This is a genomic window from Streptomyces lusitanus, assembly GCF_042647945.1.
In the GTDB taxonomy this organism is placed as follows: Bacteria; Actinomycetota; Actinomycetes; order Streptomycetales; family Streptomycetaceae; genus Streptomyces; species Streptomyces pseudogriseolus.
In genome coordinates this window covers 274,811-290,896 of sequence record NZ_JBHRWL010000004.1, presented here as the reverse complement: position 1 = coordinate 290,896, position 16,086 = coordinate 274,811, and the positions used below count along the sequence as shown (strand labels likewise).

Sequence of the window (16,086 nt, the reverse complement as noted above, 5' to 3'; positions counted from 1 at the left end):
CCGACATGACGGAAGCCGGTGACCTCGTCGAGGTCACCGGCTTCTGCGGTGAGGGTGAGTGACGGGACTTGAACCAAATTTTGTTACCGAATTGACCTGCAAGGATGCCGGAGAAACGGGCATAACATCCCCGTTCGATGACGCTCAATGACGCTGGATGCTGTCGGATGAGGGTCCCTGTTCCCACGGGAACAGGGGGGGGCCGGGCCGTCCCAGCATGCAGGCACCTGAGTGCAGAGCGCCCTTACCGCGTATGGAATGGGAGCGGCGCCCCCGCCGTAGCGGAAGCGCCGCGAGACCCGTCGCCGGCAGCCTGGGAAGCGAGCCCGGCGACGGGTCGTCGGGGGTGCCCAGGCGTCGTGAGCCTGGACCCATGATCGGCCCCCACTTGGGGGGCGTCGACACCGGCTGTAGAAGTCCCGACGAGATACCCCGTACCGGTGCCACCCCGCCCGACGTGCGTTCGGTCGGGCCCCCGTATTCAAACATGTGTTCCCATCCCTCGGGGAGGGTGAGCCTCCGGTTCATGCCCGAGCCCAGCAAGATCAAACAAATTAGGGTCCGCCCTAATCCATTCTGATCTTGCCGTCGGGAGCGTGGACCCGTGCCACGCCCCACCTCACCCGACGACCGGGTCCTCGCCCGCCGCCGTCAGGTAGGGGAACAGATCCGCCGGGTACGCGAGCACCACAACCTCACCCAGCTCGAGGTGTGCGGTCGGTCGGGCATCGACGTCGCCAGCTACAGCCGCATCGAGCAGGGCCACGCCTCGCCCCTGCTCGACACCCTGATCCGCATCGCCGACGCCATCGGTGTCGACCTCGCCGAGCTCGTGCGCCCTCACGTGGAAGGCCCCGCCCATCCGCCACGGGGGGAGCGGACGAGCGGGGCCGGCTGAGGGGGCGGCAGTTACGCGGCCGCCACCAGAGTGCGGGTCACCAGCGCGCGGGCCTGGTCGGCGAGTTGCCCGTCCTCGAGCGTCATCCGCCCGGCCAGCACCCGCCGGTGCCCGTAGTAGGTGCCCTCGAGGTCGACGGCCCGGACCACGTCCAGCGACCAGGCGGTGGTGGGTACGTCTATGGTCCCCGGCTTGCGCACGGTCCGGGACCCGGCGCCCGTGCACGCCAGCCAGCAGCCCGAGCGCTGCTCGTGGGTCCCCTTCCACTCGCCGATAAACCCGTGCCGCGCACCGAGAGAGACAAGGTCGCCGGGCTCGTGGACGTTGCCCTCGACGGGGATCACGCCGAGCACCGCGGTGAGCCCGCCGTCCGTGGTGGTGTACGCCAGGACGCACTGCGAGCCGGTCTCCCAGTCGTGCAGCACCGGGAAGATGGTGACCCTGCCCTGGCCCTTGAGGTTCTGCGCCATCGTGCGTGTGCCTTCCTTCGGGTGGTGCGGGCTCCGTCCACACTCTACGGACGGAGCCCGCACCGGTCGGTCGGATCAGCCGCTGTAGTCGCGGCCGTCGTCGGAGTCGCCGGTCGGCGGGTTGGGCTCGCCGCCGTCGTCCTCGTCGCCGCCGACGGCCAGGGTGCTCGTGGTCCGGAGGGCATCCTTCAACGTCATGCCCCTCCTCCTTTACTGTCGTAGTGGCAGTTACTGCTGACCCGCCCCGGGGCTCGACCTGTCCAGGGATTCGCCCCCGGGGCGGGGGTGATGCAACCCGCCGCCCGGAGCAGCTGCTCCGGCGCGGGCGTTCAAAGGGACGGCGGGGCAGCAACGGAAGGGCCCGCAGCCGTAGGGGATGGGGCAGGCGTAGACCTCGACGCTGTAGCCGGTGGAGTCCACAGCGCGGCCGACGCTCATCCCGCCGAGCGCCGTGTGCAGCGAGGCGCCGCACCAGACGCACGCCCAGCCCTGCATCTGTGGGCGCGTCAGGTCGTCCAGTGACGGGATCGGACGGCCGGTCATCTGCTGGCCTCGACCAGTGCCCACACGCCGCGCCCGTCGGTCGTGAGCCCCGACTTCGTGGAGAGCCCGTCGACGATGCGCCAGCCCGGTCCGTGGCTGTGCAGCACGGTCAGCTGGTCCGGCCCTTCAGCGGTGATACGGATGCGGGTACCGGCAGTGGAGAGTTCCATCTCGATGGCCGGGGCGCCGCTCCCGAGGATGGCGATGTACAGCTCGTTCGCGACGGCCGGTGCGTCGGGGTGGGTCACGCGGCCGGCGGTCCACAGTCGGACGTGCGCGGCCTCAATGGCTTCCCCCTTGAAGGCTTTGCGCCACGTCTGTCCCGACTCGGGCATGCCTGTCCCCCAACCGCTCACGGTTTATGGATACGGCTAGTGCTTATCCGTATCTAGATTGTCGCGACGATTGGCGCTGGTCAAGCGGAAGGGGACAGTATGTGTATCCGGATTGACGTGATCGCGAGAGTGGGGGTGCCTCGGTGGCGCAGCCTGAGTACCTGCGGATCGCCGACGACCTGCGGCGCCGCATCACTGAGGGCGAGTGGGGGCCGGGCGACCAGATCCCCACGCTGCCCGAACTGCACACCGAGTACGGCGTGTCCGAGGCACCGGTGCGCGCAGCGCTGCGCATCCTCGCGAACGAGGGACTGATCGAGAGCAAGGCGCGGGCGGGTACCCGCGTGCGGCCGCGGCCGCCGGTCCACCGCCTGGCCGCCGACCGCTACCGCACCAAGCCCAACTCGACGCCGTCCACCCCGTACACCAGGGACCAGGGCATCGGCTGGTCCGAGTACCGGCTGGACAAGAAGTTCGAGCGGGTCGAGGCCGACGAGGAGCTGGCCGCGCTGTTCGAGTGCGAGGTGGGCGAGGAGCTCCTGGCCCGGCACTTCGTGTTCTACGACAACGACGAGCCCACCCAGATGTCGACGTCGTACGTGCGCTGGGCGGACGTCGCGGGCACCCCGGTCGCCGACCCCATCAACGAACCCTGGCCCGGCGGCACGCGCGCCCAGCTGGCGACGCTCGGCATCCGCGTCACCACCATCACCGAGTCGTTCACCGCGGCGATGCCCACAGAGCACGAGGCCGCCACCCTGCGCATAGGCGCGGGCGTGCCGGTGCTGCGGTACACCCGCCGGCACATCGCCGACACCGGCCGGGTCGTCGAGGTGGCTCACCCGATCGTGCGCCGCGGCGACAGCACGATCGTGGATTTCCGGATCGAACTGGACGACTGACCGGGCGCCATGACGGAACGGCCCCCACCGCCCGCGAGGGCGATGGGGGCCGTAGTGCGGTCAGCGGGCGAACAAGGAGATAGCCCCGGTGGCTGCGCCCGCTACACCGGCGAGGACGCCGATGGTGGGGAGCGGCCAGCGGGCCCGCTCGAGGGTGCGGATCCTGAGCTCGTGGTCGGAGATGTCAGCGCGGATGTCCTTGGTCTCGTCGAGGATGCCGTCGATCTTCGACTCGATGCGTCCGACCGTCTGAGCCAGGTCCCTCACCTCCTGATACATCTGGGCGCTGCTGATGTACACGCCCGGGTCCGGTGTCGTCACCTGCGGCTCACCGTCTCGGTGACGCCCGGGCCCTCCGTGCCGCCCGACGTGGCCACCGCGGTGAGCACCGTGAGCACGGACGCCCCGGCGCCGAGGGCCAGGCCCTCACCCCAGTTCGCGTGGATGATCCCGAGCGTGTCCAGCCCGAGGGAGCCGACGAGGACCTGCGCGAACGTCCGCACGCTGCGCTCGCCGGTGGCCTTCCAGAATGCCTTGGTGAACATGACCTACTCCTTCACTTCACGTCGAAGCCGTGCTTCTTACCGAGCCGCTTGGCCGAGTCGAGACCGGGGATCCCGTCGGCCGGCTGGCCCGGCTTGCGCCCGCGGTAGCCGCAGCGCTCCTGCCACGCGGAGGTGGCGTCCACCGTGTCCGTGCCGAAGTGCCCGTCGAGACGCCGCTTCGCGAGCAGCCCTTCGTCGACGAGGGCCGCCTCCCAGGTGCGCACTCCGGCGTAGGTGACGGGCGTGCCCTTCATCCCAGGGTTCGTGCGCGCGGCGTGCTGCAACTTGGACAGGTCGATGACCGGGCGCTTCGGCGGCGGCAGCGGCTGAGTGCTGCCGGGCGCCGGCCGTGCTCCGCCCAGGCGGACCCGGACCCGGTCCCGCATCGACGCCATGGTGAACCCGCGCGGGTCCACCTTCCCGGGCTGCCACTCCAGGTGCCCGAGCACCGACTGCTCGTTCCAGCCGTGGTAGCGGCACACGGCGGCCGCGGCCTTCTCGATCGCCTCGAGCTGGGCGGCCGGCCACGGGTCCTTGCCGTCGCCGAGGTTCTCGCACTCGAAGCCGTAGAAGTGCCGGTTGCCGTCGGTGTTCGCCTCGTCGTCGGCGGGGAACGTCTTCTCGGCGATGACGGCGCGCAGCACGTCGTCGTCGCCCAGGCCGGCGTGGTTCGCGCGGCCGTAGCCGACGAGGTGCACCTTGCCGTCCTTGGTGATGACGCCGTGGCACAGCGGTCCGGGCAGGCCGGCGTAGCCCTTGCGGCAGATGTCGACCGTCGCCTTGCTGCCCTTGGTCACGGTGTGATGGATCATCACCCCGTGCACCGGCCCCCACGGCCCCTTGCTGTTGCGGTTGTGGTCGCGCCAGTCGCCGACCTGCACGACCTCGAGGCCCTCCTGCAGGAGCGCGGCGAGGAAGCTGTTCGCGGACATGGGCGGCGCCATCAGTTCGCCTCCGATCCGGCGCGCGCGATCGCCGCGTTCGCCCAGAACATGACCTCTTCCAGCTTGGTGATCGCGACGCTCTTCTCGCGGCTGTCGGGGAGCAGCTCGTTGAGCTCGTCGGCCAGGAGCCGGCACTGCTGACGGACGCTGGTGTGGGCGTCGCGCTTGTCCTGCGTGGCGGCCGCGTGGAACGCGAACCGGTTCTCGATGTCTGCGGGTTGCACAGGTACCTCCCGGAAATGGGGAAGGCCCCGGCCGGGAGTGGCACGGGGCTGCGGGTGGTGCGGTGGGCTGGGTCAGAGGAATGCCAGGAACGCGGCCTTCTTGGCGCTGCCGGCGGGCGGCGTCACGGGGAGGGTGTTGAGGTTGTCGAACTCGGCGAAGTCGTTCGTGCCGTTGTTCCGCCGGGTCTCGAGGCGTAGCTCCACGGTGGTGCTGGCTGCGGCCCAGGCTGGGGTGGCGAGGGTGCGGCGGCTGGTCCAGGTGGTGCCGTCGGGGCTGGTCGCCCAGGTGACGGTGCCGCCGGCCTCGCTGATGCGGACGTAGGCGTGCGCGACCGGGTCATAGGTGATGGACACGGCGGTGCCGTCGAAGTAGTCGACGTTCGACTGGAATCTGATGGTGTTGGGGACGCGGTTGATCTGGACGCCGAGCTCGGTGCCCGCGACGGAGGACAGCAGCGACATCTGCGCGTACGCCTCGACGGTGGCGCCGCCCGCGGCGGGCGGGTAGATCCGCACGAACGCTGACGACCCGGCCAGCGTGTACGCGGCAGCCGACGCGTACGCCCCATAGTCCGGGTCGCACTGCACCCGGGCCCGGCCGCCCGTCTCCGAGTAGGTGCCGTAGTTGCCGGGCCACAAGGCGCCGTTGACCGTGTTGTCGTCGAAGTCGTCGACCAGGGTGGCGAGAGCAGGCATCGTCAGTACCCCTTGGCGTAGGCGACGACCCGCCACCGCTGGGCGGACGCGCTGTAGATGGCGCCGATGTAGTCGGTGGCACCGGAGGTGGTGGCGGACAGGGCGGTGATGTCCGTGCCGAACGCGAACCCGCCGGCGACGCCGGTCGTCAGGCTGAGGGTGCGGGCGGCGCCGGAGGCGACGACCTCCCACACCACCCGCTGCCCGTCGACCGGATTCGTCGGCACGCCGAGCGTCCGGTTCCCCGCCAGCGTGACCTTGAAGTGGCTGCCGCGGGAGGCGTCGGTGGCGATGGTCGCCGCGTCGGTGAGGGTGATCACCTGCGAGGGGGCGGTGATGCCCGGGGTGTGCAGCACGCTGATCGTGCCGGTGCCCGAGCCGACGATGCCCCGCCGGATGGTGGTGCCCGAGGGGTTGGCGGTGCCGGTGATGGCGGCGGTGTTGTCCGCGTAGATGCGGACGTTCTCCACGTGGTTGGGCTGGGAGGGCAGCGCGGTGTTGCCGTCGGCGTACAGCACCGCGCTGGCGCTGGCGTAGAACAGCCCGCAGCTGAGGATGCTGTTGTTGTAGGTGGGCGCGGCGAACGTGAACGCGGTCAGCCCGGTGACGCCGGCGCGCAGCTCGATGTAGTTGAGGCGGAAGGTGTTCCCGTTGCCCTGCTGGACGTCGATCAGCTTGTCGAACTGCTCGAGGTTGATGCCGCGCCAGTGTGTGTAGTTCACGGGGCCGACGCCGCTGAGGAGGATGCCGGTGCAGCCGGTGCCGTCGGCGATCGCCTCGCACATCTCGAGTTCGATCTGGTTCATGTTGCCGTTGGCGGTGGTCGACTCGATCTTGTAGGCGACGCCGTTGTTGCCGACCAGCTCGACGAAGCACCTCTCGAAAGTGAGGTCGCCGGGGTTGAAGTCGTTGTGCTCGGAGTACATGCGGACGCCGTTGCCGACGCCGCCGATCTCCACGTTTTCGAACACCGACCGGAACGGGCTGCCCAGGTTCAGGGCCCAGCCCGTGTGGCTGCCGTCCCACGGACCCGACACCTGGATGTTCCTGAAGGACGAGTTCCAGAACGACCGGTGCCCGGACGAGGCGCCGTTCGTGGTGGCCGAGGTGATGCCGTGGGTCGCGCCCTCGACGGTGATGCCCAGGTCGGACATGTAGACGCGGACCACCTTGGTCAGGTGGATCGCGGACGTCATGCCCGACGCCGCGTTCAGCATCGTGGCCCGGGCACCCTGCCCGCGCAGGATGATCCCGATCTCCACGTCGACGTCGTCCGTGCCCTCGATGCTGAGCGGCGCGGTCAGGTTGTAGTCCCCGACCGTCAGGAGGATCTCGCCACCGCCGTGGTCACGGGCGTCATTGAGCGCGGCCTGGATCTCCTCCTGGTCGGCGATGCCGTCGCACACGTACGTGGCCGCGGCCCGCACGTCGGCCGGTGCGGTGGCGGAGGCGACGACCCGCTGCACGGAGGTGTACCCGCCGCCCCCACCGCCGCCGCCCCCGCCGCCGTCGGCGTTGCGGGCGGCCATCCATGCCCGGCTCGTGCCGCCGGCGTCCGCCCACATCCCGGTGATCGAGTCGGGCCCGGAGAACGACGGGATGAAGCCGTTGCCGTCGGCGGTGATCGACGTGACGGGGTTGCTGCTCGCGTCGAGGAGGTCGGTGTACTGGGTGCCGCCGTCGGCGTCGGACCAGAACGTGATCACGGCGCCGGGGGCGACACCCCACAGACCATCGGACGGCTGGACGACGTAGTCGGCGAGGGTCGCGCCGAACAGGTACCTCATGTCACACCGCCCAAGTCATCGTCGTGGTGTACACGATCTGGCCGACGTTGACGCCGGGGTGCGTGTTGAGCCACAGCTGCCCGGCTCTCTCGTGGTTGCCGGGGTACAGCGTGACCATCCCGATCCGGTGGCCCGACAGGTACACCGGCTCGTGCATCTGCAAGTACGGGTGCCGGTGGGTCGACGGGATCAGCAGGGGCAGCCGGGAGTCCGAGGCCGCGGCGAGGTTGCTGACCTTGCGCTCGAAGTACGCGGTACGCAGGACGACCACGTCTCCGCGCCGCTCGAGGACGGACGAGCCCGTCGCCGTCCAGGAGCTGAGCGTGACGTCGACGCTAGCCGTGGCGGCCGTCCGGTAGATGACGACCCAGGCGGCACCGTCCCACATGCGGACCAGGCCGGTGTCCGTCTCGAGGCACATCTCACCGATGGCCGGCGCCGGGTTCCGGGTGGCCGACGTGCACGCCCGTACGCGGCTGCCGACCCACAGCTCCCGCCGCGTCACCGTCACCGACGCCGCGCCGTTGAGGACGGTGACTTCCGCGAGAGGGATCTCGTAGACGCCGGTGTCCCCGGTCGACTGCGTCAGCGCGGGCACGCCCGCGCCCGGCGCGCCGGTCTTGACGACGGCGCGTACGGTCCAGTCGGAGCGATCCAGGCGCAGCACGACCCGGTCGGTGCGGGTCTGCCCGGACGCGTTGGCGGAGATGGCCAGGGTGACGGCGCTGGTACCGGACGTCCAGGCGTGCCCGCGTACGGACGCGTAGACGTTCGCGCGGATCGTGACGTTGAGGCCGACGCCGGCGGCGACGACGGCCGCATCCGACGGGCTGCCGTCCACGCCGTCGTCGGAGAACCGGGCGGCGATCTTCTCGTACTCGACGTCCGTGACGGCACGCGAGTTGTGGGCCGGGGACGGCCAGGAGCTCTGAGCCATCACCACCTCCAGGTGCGGGGCGCGGTGTTGGGGAACATCAGGTGCCTCTCGTTTCGAGTCGGCCCAGGCGGCGGCCGAGCGTGCGGATGAGCCGCACGACCTGCGGGTCGGTGGTGGCGTCCTGCGAGCCGATGACCGAGGCGACCTGCTCGCCCTCGTCGGGGGTGGCGTGCAGGCTGATGGCGCGGACGACGTCGGTGACCTGCAGCCCGTGCGGGAGGGCGACGGCCACGCGATCACCGAGGTGGTAGTCCCGGCCGGCCCGGAGCTCGTCGGTGTCGACGGTGACGGTGGCAAGACTGACCGGGGCTGCGCCGTCAGCGACGCTCGCGGTGCCGGCGGCGGTGAGCTCGCCGGTGTCGTCGTCCTCGGCGCCGCCGTCGACGTACGCCTCGACGCGCCACCACTCGGCGGCCGCCGCCGCATCCGCTACCTCGACGAACGTGCGGACCGAGGAGCCCTCTTGCTCGGTGCCGGCGACCAGGGCGTGCGTTCCGGTCGGCGCCGACCGGGTGAAGGACACGCCGCGGAGGTTGCCCAGGCCGGTGGAGAAGCGCGCGACCTTGGTGAGGTCCCGGGGTGTGTAGCAGCCGAACTTGATCTGGTTGCCGTCCTGCCTGGTGCGGAAGCCGATGCCTCCACCACTGGCGGCGGCGAGGCGGCAGACGTCCAGCACCGGCTCGAACCGCGTGCGCAGCGAGGTGGTGGTGCCCGCGCCAGCGACGGTGTCGAGGACCAGGTTCGGTACCCGGCGTGCGGCGAGCGCGCCCGGGCCGGCGTTCTGGTCGACGAGGGTGCGGATCAGGACCTCGGCATTGACGGTGTCGAACACTGCCCACGTGTCGCCGAGCTGCAGGTCCCACGTGGTGGCCGGGTTCGGCCAGGTGATGCGGCCGGCGATCGTCGCCAGGTCGTCCGAGAAGTTGACGGTGACCTCGCCGACGCCGCCGCTCTCGACGTCCCAGCTGTAGTCGGTCGGTACCTCCATCGGCCCGGCGCACCAGATCTGCTTGTCGCGGATGACGACCATGCGGTTGCCGGGCTGCAGCTGCGCCATGACCTCCGGCCAGGCCGGCAAGGTGACGCTGCCTGCTGCGGGTTCGTTGAACTTGAGGGTGACGTCGAGGCTGGACCAGCCGGTGAGCGGGTCGCCCTGGACGACGAGGTCGCGGTCGGTGATGAGCAGACTGATGGCCATCGCTCACGCCGTCTCGTGGCGGGGGAAGTACACGAGGTCGACCGAGGAGCCAGCCGAGCTGCCGTCGAGCTGGAAGCTGACCGGGTTGTCGCCGGGGGCGAGCCCCCAGAGGCTGGCCGTCGGCCAGTTGAGACCGCCGATCCAGTTGTCACCGTTCTCGAACCGCACGGACGGCGGATCGGTACGGATCGTGACCTGCTCACCCGCCAGCAGCGCACCGTGCCCGATCCCATCGGCGTCCGGGTCCAGCGCGAAGGCCTCGCCCGTCCCGGTGTGCGTGGCGGTGATCAGGGAGGTCGGCCCGGTCACCACCCACGTCGGCCACACCACGGTGTCGCCCGGGTTGGTGATGACGGTGTCACCGAGGACCTGACTCGAGGACACCGTCGGGTACGGGGTGAAGAAGCTGGACAGGCTGCCGGCCTCGCGGTGCTCGGACCGCGGGACCGGGTCCGTCCAGTACGGGTCCTCACACCACAGCGAGATAACCGCGGCGTCACAGTCCCTGCCCCAGCCCTGCTTGTCCTGCCCGTCGAAGCCGTCCTCGTAGAACACCTCGATCTGCCGGCGCGTGCCGTCCGGCCGGGCGATCTCCAGCACCCCCGGAACCCGCCGCCCGTCCGGGCCCACCCGCAGCGTCCGGGTGAACGCCGTCGCCAGCGCCCGCCACCGCTGCAGGAACTCCGTGTGATCGGAGCCCTGCACGAAGATCGGCCAGACGATGGTGCGGGGCTGTGGCTGGGCGTGCCGCAGCCGCGCACCGCCGCGCGGGTGCGGGTCCGTGGCCAGCTCGTACTTCACCGCGCCGAGACCCGACACTCCCTCAGCGAGGGTCCACCAGCCGCTGCCGACGTCGGTGAGCGGCCACACCGTCCCGGTCGGGTCGGTGTACTGGGCGGTCGCGTAGCCGATCTCCGGCAGCGGGACGGGTGTCCCGCCCGGAGGCGGGGTGTCCGGCGGGATGACGAAGGGTGCTGTGATCAGGGGCATCTAGCGCGGCCTCCCCACCCGGGCCCGGGCCTCCTGCACGCGCTGGACCCGCTCGAGGTCCCTCACCGTGAAGTCGGCCGTACGGGCGTTGATCTGGTACGTGACTCCGCCGCCCTGCGCGGCCGCGACCCCGACGGCGGCGGCGCCCTCGAGGGCCCGGTACTGGGACGGGGTGAACACAGCCTCCGGCGTGGACAGCCCGTTGTAGGCCCAGCCCGGCGGCATCCATCCGCCCTGGTCGTACTTCCCGGGCTGGAAGCCGTACCAGTGGGTGAACATGCGGTCGTTGTAGCCGCGGGCCCGCGTGCCGACGACGACACCGTCCCCGCCGCGCGACTCGATGTTGACCTTGCCGATCGTGCCGGCGGTGTGCCCGACACCCGAGTTGGTGATGCCGATCCGGTAGGCGCTGTCGCCGTTGAGGACCCACCCGGGCGGGGCCGTCTTCCCCGAGAAGGCACCGGTCGCCCAGCGGCGGTGCGGCTTCTGCCCGCGAATCACGGACTCCACCGCACTCACCAGGCCGCTGCAGTCCCAGCTGGGGTTGCCGTTGCCGCCCCACTGGTACGGTAGGCCGGCCTGGGTGCGCACCCACTTGAGGCCTGCCTGGATGCGGGGCCCGCCGATCCCGCCGGCCCCCTTGTCGTCGGCCTCCTTGCTGTATCCGAACAGCGCGTCGAGGATCTTGTCCGGCATGCGGCGGAGCATCTTCCCGAACCCGGTGTCCGCCCCGGGGAACTTCTTCAGCAGCGGGTCGACGACATGCTTCACGCCCGCGCGGGCGCTCTTCTCGAGCCCGTCGGTGAGCCAGCTCGCGCCCTTCTTCACCGTGTTCCAGATCTCGGATCCGGCGCCCGCCGCGGCGGAGGCCTTGTCCTTGATCCAGCCGAAGATGCCGCCCGAAGCGAACTTCTGCACGAGCCCGCCGGTGGCGTAGCGCAGGGAACGGTCCACGCCGGTGCGGGGGTTGCCGCCCAGCACCGGGGCCAGGGCCTCGCGCACCTTTGCCGCGCCGCCCGACTTGGCGATGTAGTTCATCGTCGACACGAACCGCGAGCCGACGCCGCGGGTGAACTCCGGCCGGAAGATGGACTCTCCGCCGGACAGCTCGAGGGCCCCGCCCGTCGGGGAGTAGAACTTGTGCGGGTCGCGGCCCGGGGTGTAGCCGGGCAGCACGCCGCCGGAGGCGAACCCCTTGGGGTGGAACTCCTTCAGCTCGGGCGCACCGAACGCCTTCGCGATCTTGTTCCAGACGCCGACGATGCCCTTGTTGTAGACCGTCTTGATGACGAAGCTGATGGGCTTCTTCGCGATGCTTTGGATCTTGTCCCAGGCCGTCTTGATGCCGGCGCGGGCGGAGTCGAACGCGTCGACGACCTTGTTCTTCAGGGTGGTCGCCCAGCCGGGCACGGTCACCGTGAAGAAGTTCTTGATGGGGACGAGGACGTTCTTCTTGATGCCGCCCCAGATGTTGGCCCAGCCCTGGAGTACCTGCTTGAAAGCGCCGACGACCTTGTTCTTCAGGATCACGGCCCAGCCGGGCACGGTGACCGTGAAGAAGTTCTTGATGGGGACGAGGACGTTCTTCTTGATCCAGTCCCAGGCGACAGCCAAGCCCTTACGGACCGCAGCCCACGCGGCCAGGGTCTTGGCGCGCAGCCAGTTCCAGGCAGGGGTGAGCTTGCCGACGATCCAGGTGATGAGGCCGGCGATCGCGCCGACGAGGGAGCCGACCCAGCCGATCACCGTGGACAGTGCGGCGGACAGGACACCGACGAGGAAACCGGCGAGCTTGAGCAGCGGGGGCAGCAGCCAGGACAGGACCTGGATGGCGAGCTGCACCACCAGCCCGATGATTTTGATGAGCGGGGGGAGCAGTGGGAGCAGCGCGATCGTCAGCTGCACGGCGGCCTGGACCAGCTGCAGGATCGACGGCATCAGGTCCATCAGGACTCCGGCCGCCATCCGCAGCACGATCCCCAGCAGCTCACCGAAAAGGGGCAGCATCGGGGCGAGCGCCTCGACCACGATGATCAGCGAGTCGGCCAGCGGCGGCAGTACCTGCGCGAGGACGCCGGCGAGCATGCCGACGAAGTCCCCCAGGATGGGGGCGATGTCCGCGATGACGGGGGCGAGGTCCCCGGCGAGACCGGCGATCACCTCGGCCAGCGGCTGCACGATCGCGACCGCGGCCTCGGCGATCGACACGAACGCGTCGGCGAGGACGGGCAGTACGGGGATGAGCGCGTCGAGGACCTCGGTGATCAGCTGCACGCCGACCGGGATGAGCGGCGCCAGTCCCTCGACGAGGGTGACGGCCGCCTCGGCGATCCCCTCGAACGCCGGCAGCATCGTGAGCAGCGCCCCGCCGAGGGTCTCCAGCGCGTCGCCGATCACGGGCAGGAGCGGCTCGAGCGCCGCGAACACGGTCTCGACGAGCTGCATGCCGGTGTCGATCAGCGGGGTGAGGATCGGCATGAGCTGGGCGATGGCCGTGGTCAGCACGCTGGCCAGCAGCTCGGCGACCTGACCGATCAGCGTGACCAGCGGCTGCAGCATCGGCTCGAGCGCCTGGAAGATCTGCGTGACCATCTGGCCCAGGACGGTGAGGACCGGGGTGAGGGCCTGCACGATCGTCGTGAGTGGGCCGATCAGTATGTTCACCAGCTGCGTGACCACGGAGACGATCGGCGTCAGCGCTGGGGCGAGCGCGTTGATGACCCCGGCGATCAGGTCGGCGATGGGCTGCAGCAGTGGCATCACGGCCTGGACCAGCTGAACGATCGCCGCGCCGATGGTGGTGAGGACCGGGCCGAGGGCCTGCACGATCGGCATCAGCGCGGCGCCGAGCGTGGTGGCGAGCTGCTGCAGCAGCGGCCCGAACACCTGCGCCAGGAGGGCGATGGGCTGGGCGACCGCGTCGAGCAGCGGCACCAGTGCGGTGACGACCGACCCGATGACCGGGACGATCGCGGTGACGATGTCACCGACCGCCGTGAACAGGGACTTGAGCGTCGCCTGCATCTGGTCGGTGGCGAAGATCTTTTCGAGCTCGCCGAAGACTGCGGCCAGCGCGCCGAGGGCTTCCCCGCCGGCGTCGCTTGCCGCTTTGAACAGCTGGTTCAAGGTCCCGAGGATGTTGCCGACCAGCGTGCCGAGCTGGGACAGGATCCCCACGGCGGAGCTGATGGACTGCTCGAGGGTCCCGTCCGCGAAACCCTTCGCGATGCCGTCCGCGAACCGGGTGAGCGCCCCGGCCGCCTGCTGCGACAGGGCGTTGAAAGCGGGCTGGGCGGCGGCGCTGACCTGGCCGAGGATGGTGATGAGCTGCGCCGGCGCCTTCTCGAAGGCCTTCAGGTTCGCGGTGGCGCCCGCGAGGACCTGGTCGAGCAGCCCGGTGCGGGCCATCTCGGTGATGGCGCCCGCGGCGTTCTTCGCGATCTGGTTCCAGACCCCGGCGGTCTCCGTGAGGTTCTTCTTCAGGACGGGGATGGTGGCGTTGCCCAGGGTGGTGACCGTGTCATCCAGGCCCTTGAACAGCTCGTTCTGGACGGAGAGCTTCATGTCCCGCCAGGCCGGGGCCAGCCCCTGGATAGCGGTGACGAACGACCGCGCGTTCGGGGCGAGCTTGGCCATGGCCTCGTCGAACGCGCTCGCCTGCCCGGCGGCCGCGGCCTGCGCGTCGGCGACCGCCCGGGCGGCGTCCGCCACCGCCCGCTCCGCGTCGGCGACCTGCCGGGCACCGTCCGACCGCGCGTCCGCCACACCCTGCTGCGCGTCAGCCAGCGCCCGCTGCGCATCCGCGATGTCCTGCGCCGCGTCAACCTCGGTACGCCGCTGCTCCTCCCGCGCCCGGGCCAGAGCCCGCGCACGGTCAGCGACCTTGCGTTCCGCGTCGGCGATCCGCTCCTGCGCGTCGAGGACCTTCTTGCTGCCGTCGACGCCGGCCTTGTTGGCCTTGGCCGCGTCCTCGGCGAGCCGCTCGGTTTCCTGCCGCTGGTCGGCCACCGCCTGCGCGGCCTGGTCGTACGCCAGCTGCAGCTTCGCGATGTCCTCGGCACGGGTGCCGGGCTTGGCCTGCGCCGCGCGCAAGGCCTTCTCGGCGTCGGCCAGTCCAAGGGCCGCCTCCCGCTCCTCCAACCGGGAGTTGGCGAGCTTGGAGTTGAGGTCCTCGAGGTCCCGCGCTGCTTCGCGGCGGGCTTCGTTGAGGTCGGCCTGGACGTCGCGCGCGTCCTCCTGCGCCTCCCGCAACTCGCGGACGGCGTCGGACACCTTGCGCTTGGCGTCGGCCTGGTCGCGGGCCGCGTCCTGCACGGTCCGGGTCAGGCTCCGCTCGGCGTCCTCCACCGACCGCAGCGCGTCCTGCACCCGCTCCTCGGCCTGCACCCGTGCATCCGCCAGCGACCGCTGCGCGTTGGCGAGCCCACGCTGCGCGGCCTCGACCGCGCGGGTCGCCGACGCCGTCGACGACGCCGACTTGCTGCTGTCGGCGAACGCACCCTTCAGCGCGTCACCCACGCCGGACAGGCCGAGCTTGAGCGCGCCGGCGGCGGCCCCCGCCGTGGTCAGGGCAGGGGCCAGCAGCGCGGCCGCGGCGGCCGCGCCGTTCAGGTTGGCGGTGATCCCGAGACCGGCCAGCACCCCGAGGGTCTTCAGGCCGGCGCCGGCGGACCGGCCCACCGCCCGGCCGAAGGACTTACCGAAGCCGTCGCCGGCCTGCTGGCCGGCCCGCTGCGTCTGCGCGTTGACGCGGCGGCTCCAGTCGCCCTCGAACTCCGGGCGGATGCTGACGTATCCGCGGCCGACGAGCACTCCGGAAGCAGCCACCAACCCACCTCCAATCAGGGGTTGGTGGCGCGGCCTCCGAAGACCCTCGCCAGCTCGGCGGCGCCACTGCCGTGACGCCCGCCGAAGCGGATGGTTCTCGTGTTCTTGCGCTTCTCGACGCCCGGGCGGGGGATCGGCTCCGGGGGCCGAATCCTTTTCGTCTTCTTCGGGTCGCCGTGCAGCTTGATCAGCGCGTAGGTCTGCTCACGCAGCGAGTCGATGAGCGTCGCCGCGAGCTGCCGGTCCGGCGTCCAGTAGTCCTCTTCCGCCGTGGACCCGCGCACCGCCCGGGCGGTCGCCGAGTCCCACGGCAGGTACTTGAGGAATGTCTTCAGCTCCAGCCAGGACATCTCGCCCCGGAACAGCTCGCCGAGAGTGCGGCCGGGCCAGTAGTGCGGGATGTCCCAGGCGACTGCCTCCCCGTGCTCCCTCAGGAACTGGAGGAGGCCCCGGCTTCCCCCGGCTCCAGCCCGGACCGCTTCTGCCAGTCGAGGGCCAGGACCTCGAGGTCACCGATCTGGATGCCGACGCCGTACAGCTCCTTCACCTTGTCCTTGCCGAGGACCTCCGCGAGGACGCCGATGGTGTCGTTGAGGTCGCCGACCTTCTCCTGCAGCTCCCACGGCAGGGCCCGCATCGGCGGCAGGGTGAACTCCACGCCGAACAGCTCGTAGTCCGTGGGCTCGGGGAGTGCGTCGCGCTTCTGCTGGACGAGCGCGTCCAGGGACACGACCTCCCGGCCGGTGTCCTTCTTCTTGCTGCTGGTGCTCACGGTGATGCTCCTGATCTG

The 16,086-nt window shown here is 70.6% G+C and carries 17 protein-coding genes; 2 read left to right on the top strand and 15 right to left on the bottom strand.

Annotated elements, in window-relative coordinates; translation table 11 throughout:
• The first annotated feature begins 604 nt into the window (after positions 1-604).
• Positions 605-898: a helix-turn-helix domain-containing protein gene (locus ACFOSY_RS08080; protein WP_394306052.1), complete on the top strand. Its 294-nt coding sequence runs from the start codon at positions 605-607 to the stop codon at positions 896-898.
• Between the two features lie 11 nt (positions 899-909).
• Here ACFOSY_RS08080 and ACFOSY_RS08075 read toward each other — a convergent pair whose 3' ends face one another.
• From ACFOSY_RS08075 to ACFOSY_RS08065, 3 genes are all read right to left on the bottom strand, one after another.
• Positions 910-1,368: a hypothetical protein gene (locus ACFOSY_RS08075; RefSeq protein ID WP_394306051.1), complete on the bottom strand. Its 459-nt coding sequence runs from the start codon at positions 1,366-1,368 to the stop codon at positions 910-912.
• Between the two features lie 75 nt (positions 1,369-1,443).
• Complete coding sequence (locus tag ACFOSY_RS08070; protein WP_394306050.1) at positions 1,444-1,566, bottom strand: hypothetical protein; 123 nt, start codon at positions 1,564-1,566, stop codon at positions 1,444-1,446.
• A gap of 341 nt (positions 1,567-1,907) precedes the next feature.
• On the bottom strand, positions 1,908-2,246 hold the full coding sequence (locus tag ACFOSY_RS08065; RefSeq protein ID WP_394306049.1) for a hypothetical protein: 339 nt from the start codon (positions 2,244-2,246) through the stop codon (positions 1,908-1,910).
• Positions 2,247-2,389: 143 nt separating this feature from the next.
• Between ACFOSY_RS08065 and ACFOSY_RS08060 the strand changes: the two genes are divergently transcribed.
• Complete coding sequence (locus ACFOSY_RS08060) at positions 2,390-3,148, top strand: GntR family transcriptional regulator (RefSeq protein ID WP_394306048.1); 759 nt, start codon at positions 2,390-2,392, stop codon at positions 3,146-3,148.
• Between the two features lie 60 nt (positions 3,149-3,208).
• Here ACFOSY_RS08060 and ACFOSY_RS08055 read toward each other — a convergent pair whose 3' ends face one another.
• From ACFOSY_RS08055 to ACFOSY_RS08000, 12 genes are all read right to left on the bottom strand, one after another.
• Positions 3,209-3,469, bottom strand: coding sequence for a hypothetical protein (locus ACFOSY_RS08055; RefSeq protein ID WP_394306047.1), 261 nt, complete (start codon positions 3,467-3,469; stop codon positions 3,209-3,211).
• Positions 3,466-3,693 carry a holin gene (locus ACFOSY_RS08050; protein WP_394306046.1) on the bottom strand — a complete coding sequence of 76 codons (228 nt, stop codon included), beginning with the start codon at positions 3,691-3,693 and terminating at the stop codon, positions 3,466-3,468. The genes ACFOSY_RS08055 and ACFOSY_RS08050 overlap by 4 nt, the downstream gene beginning before the upstream one ends.
• Positions 3,694-3,704: 11 nt before the next feature.
• A complete protein-coding gene (locus ACFOSY_RS08045; RefSeq protein WP_394306045.1) occupies positions 3,705-4,637 on the bottom strand; it encodes a peptidoglycan recognition protein family protein in 933 nt (310 codons plus the stop codon).
• A complete protein-coding gene (locus tag ACFOSY_RS08040) occupies positions 4,637-4,861 on the bottom strand; it encodes an Acb2/Tad1 domain-containing protein (RefSeq protein WP_394306044.1) in 225 nt (74 codons plus the stop codon). Before ACFOSY_RS08040 ends, ACFOSY_RS08045 begins: the two co-directional genes overlap by 1 nt.
• Positions 4,862-4,933: 72 nt before the next feature.
• On the bottom strand, positions 4,934-5,557 hold the full coding sequence (locus ACFOSY_RS08035; RefSeq protein WP_394306043.1) for a hypothetical protein: 624 nt from the start codon (positions 5,555-5,557) through the stop codon (positions 4,934-4,936).
• A 2-nt stretch (positions 5,558-5,559) separates the two neighbouring features.
• The gene (locus ACFOSY_RS08030; protein WP_394306042.1) at positions 5,560-7,344 is read right to left on the bottom strand and encodes a hypothetical protein; all 1,785 of its coding nucleotides are present in this window, start codon (positions 7,342-7,344) and stop codon (positions 5,560-5,562) included.
• Position 7,345: 1 nt separating this feature from the next.
• Positions 7,346-8,281: a hypothetical protein gene (locus tag ACFOSY_RS08025; protein ID WP_394306041.1), complete on the bottom strand. Its 936-nt coding sequence runs from the start codon at positions 8,279-8,281 to the stop codon at positions 7,346-7,348.
• Between the two features lie 37 nt (positions 8,282-8,318).
• Positions 8,319-9,479 (bottom strand): siphovirus ReqiPepy6 Gp37-like family protein, encoded by a 1,161-nt coding sequence (locus tag ACFOSY_RS08020; RefSeq protein WP_394306040.1) that lies wholly within the window; start codon positions 9,477-9,479, stop codon positions 8,319-8,321.
• A 3-nt stretch (positions 9,480-9,482) separates the two neighbouring features.
• A complete protein-coding gene (locus ACFOSY_RS08015; protein ID WP_394306039.1) occupies positions 9,483-10,469 on the bottom strand; it encodes a phage tail protein in 987 nt (328 codons plus the stop codon).
• Positions 10,470-15,296 (bottom strand): hypothetical protein, encoded by a 4,827-nt coding sequence (locus tag ACFOSY_RS08010; protein WP_394306038.1) that lies wholly within the window; start codon positions 15,294-15,296, stop codon positions 10,470-10,472. It abuts the gene before it with no gap.
• 14 nt (positions 15,297-15,310) lie between these two features.
• A complete protein-coding gene (locus ACFOSY_RS08005) occupies positions 15,311-15,646 on the bottom strand; it encodes a hypothetical protein (protein ID WP_394306037.1) in 336 nt (111 codons plus the stop codon).
• An 80-nt stretch (positions 15,647-15,726) separates the two neighbouring features.
• A complete protein-coding gene (locus tag ACFOSY_RS08000; protein ID WP_394306036.1) occupies positions 15,727-16,068 on the bottom strand; it encodes a hypothetical protein in 342 nt (113 codons plus the stop codon).
• Positions 16,069-16,086: the final 18 nt, after the last annotated feature.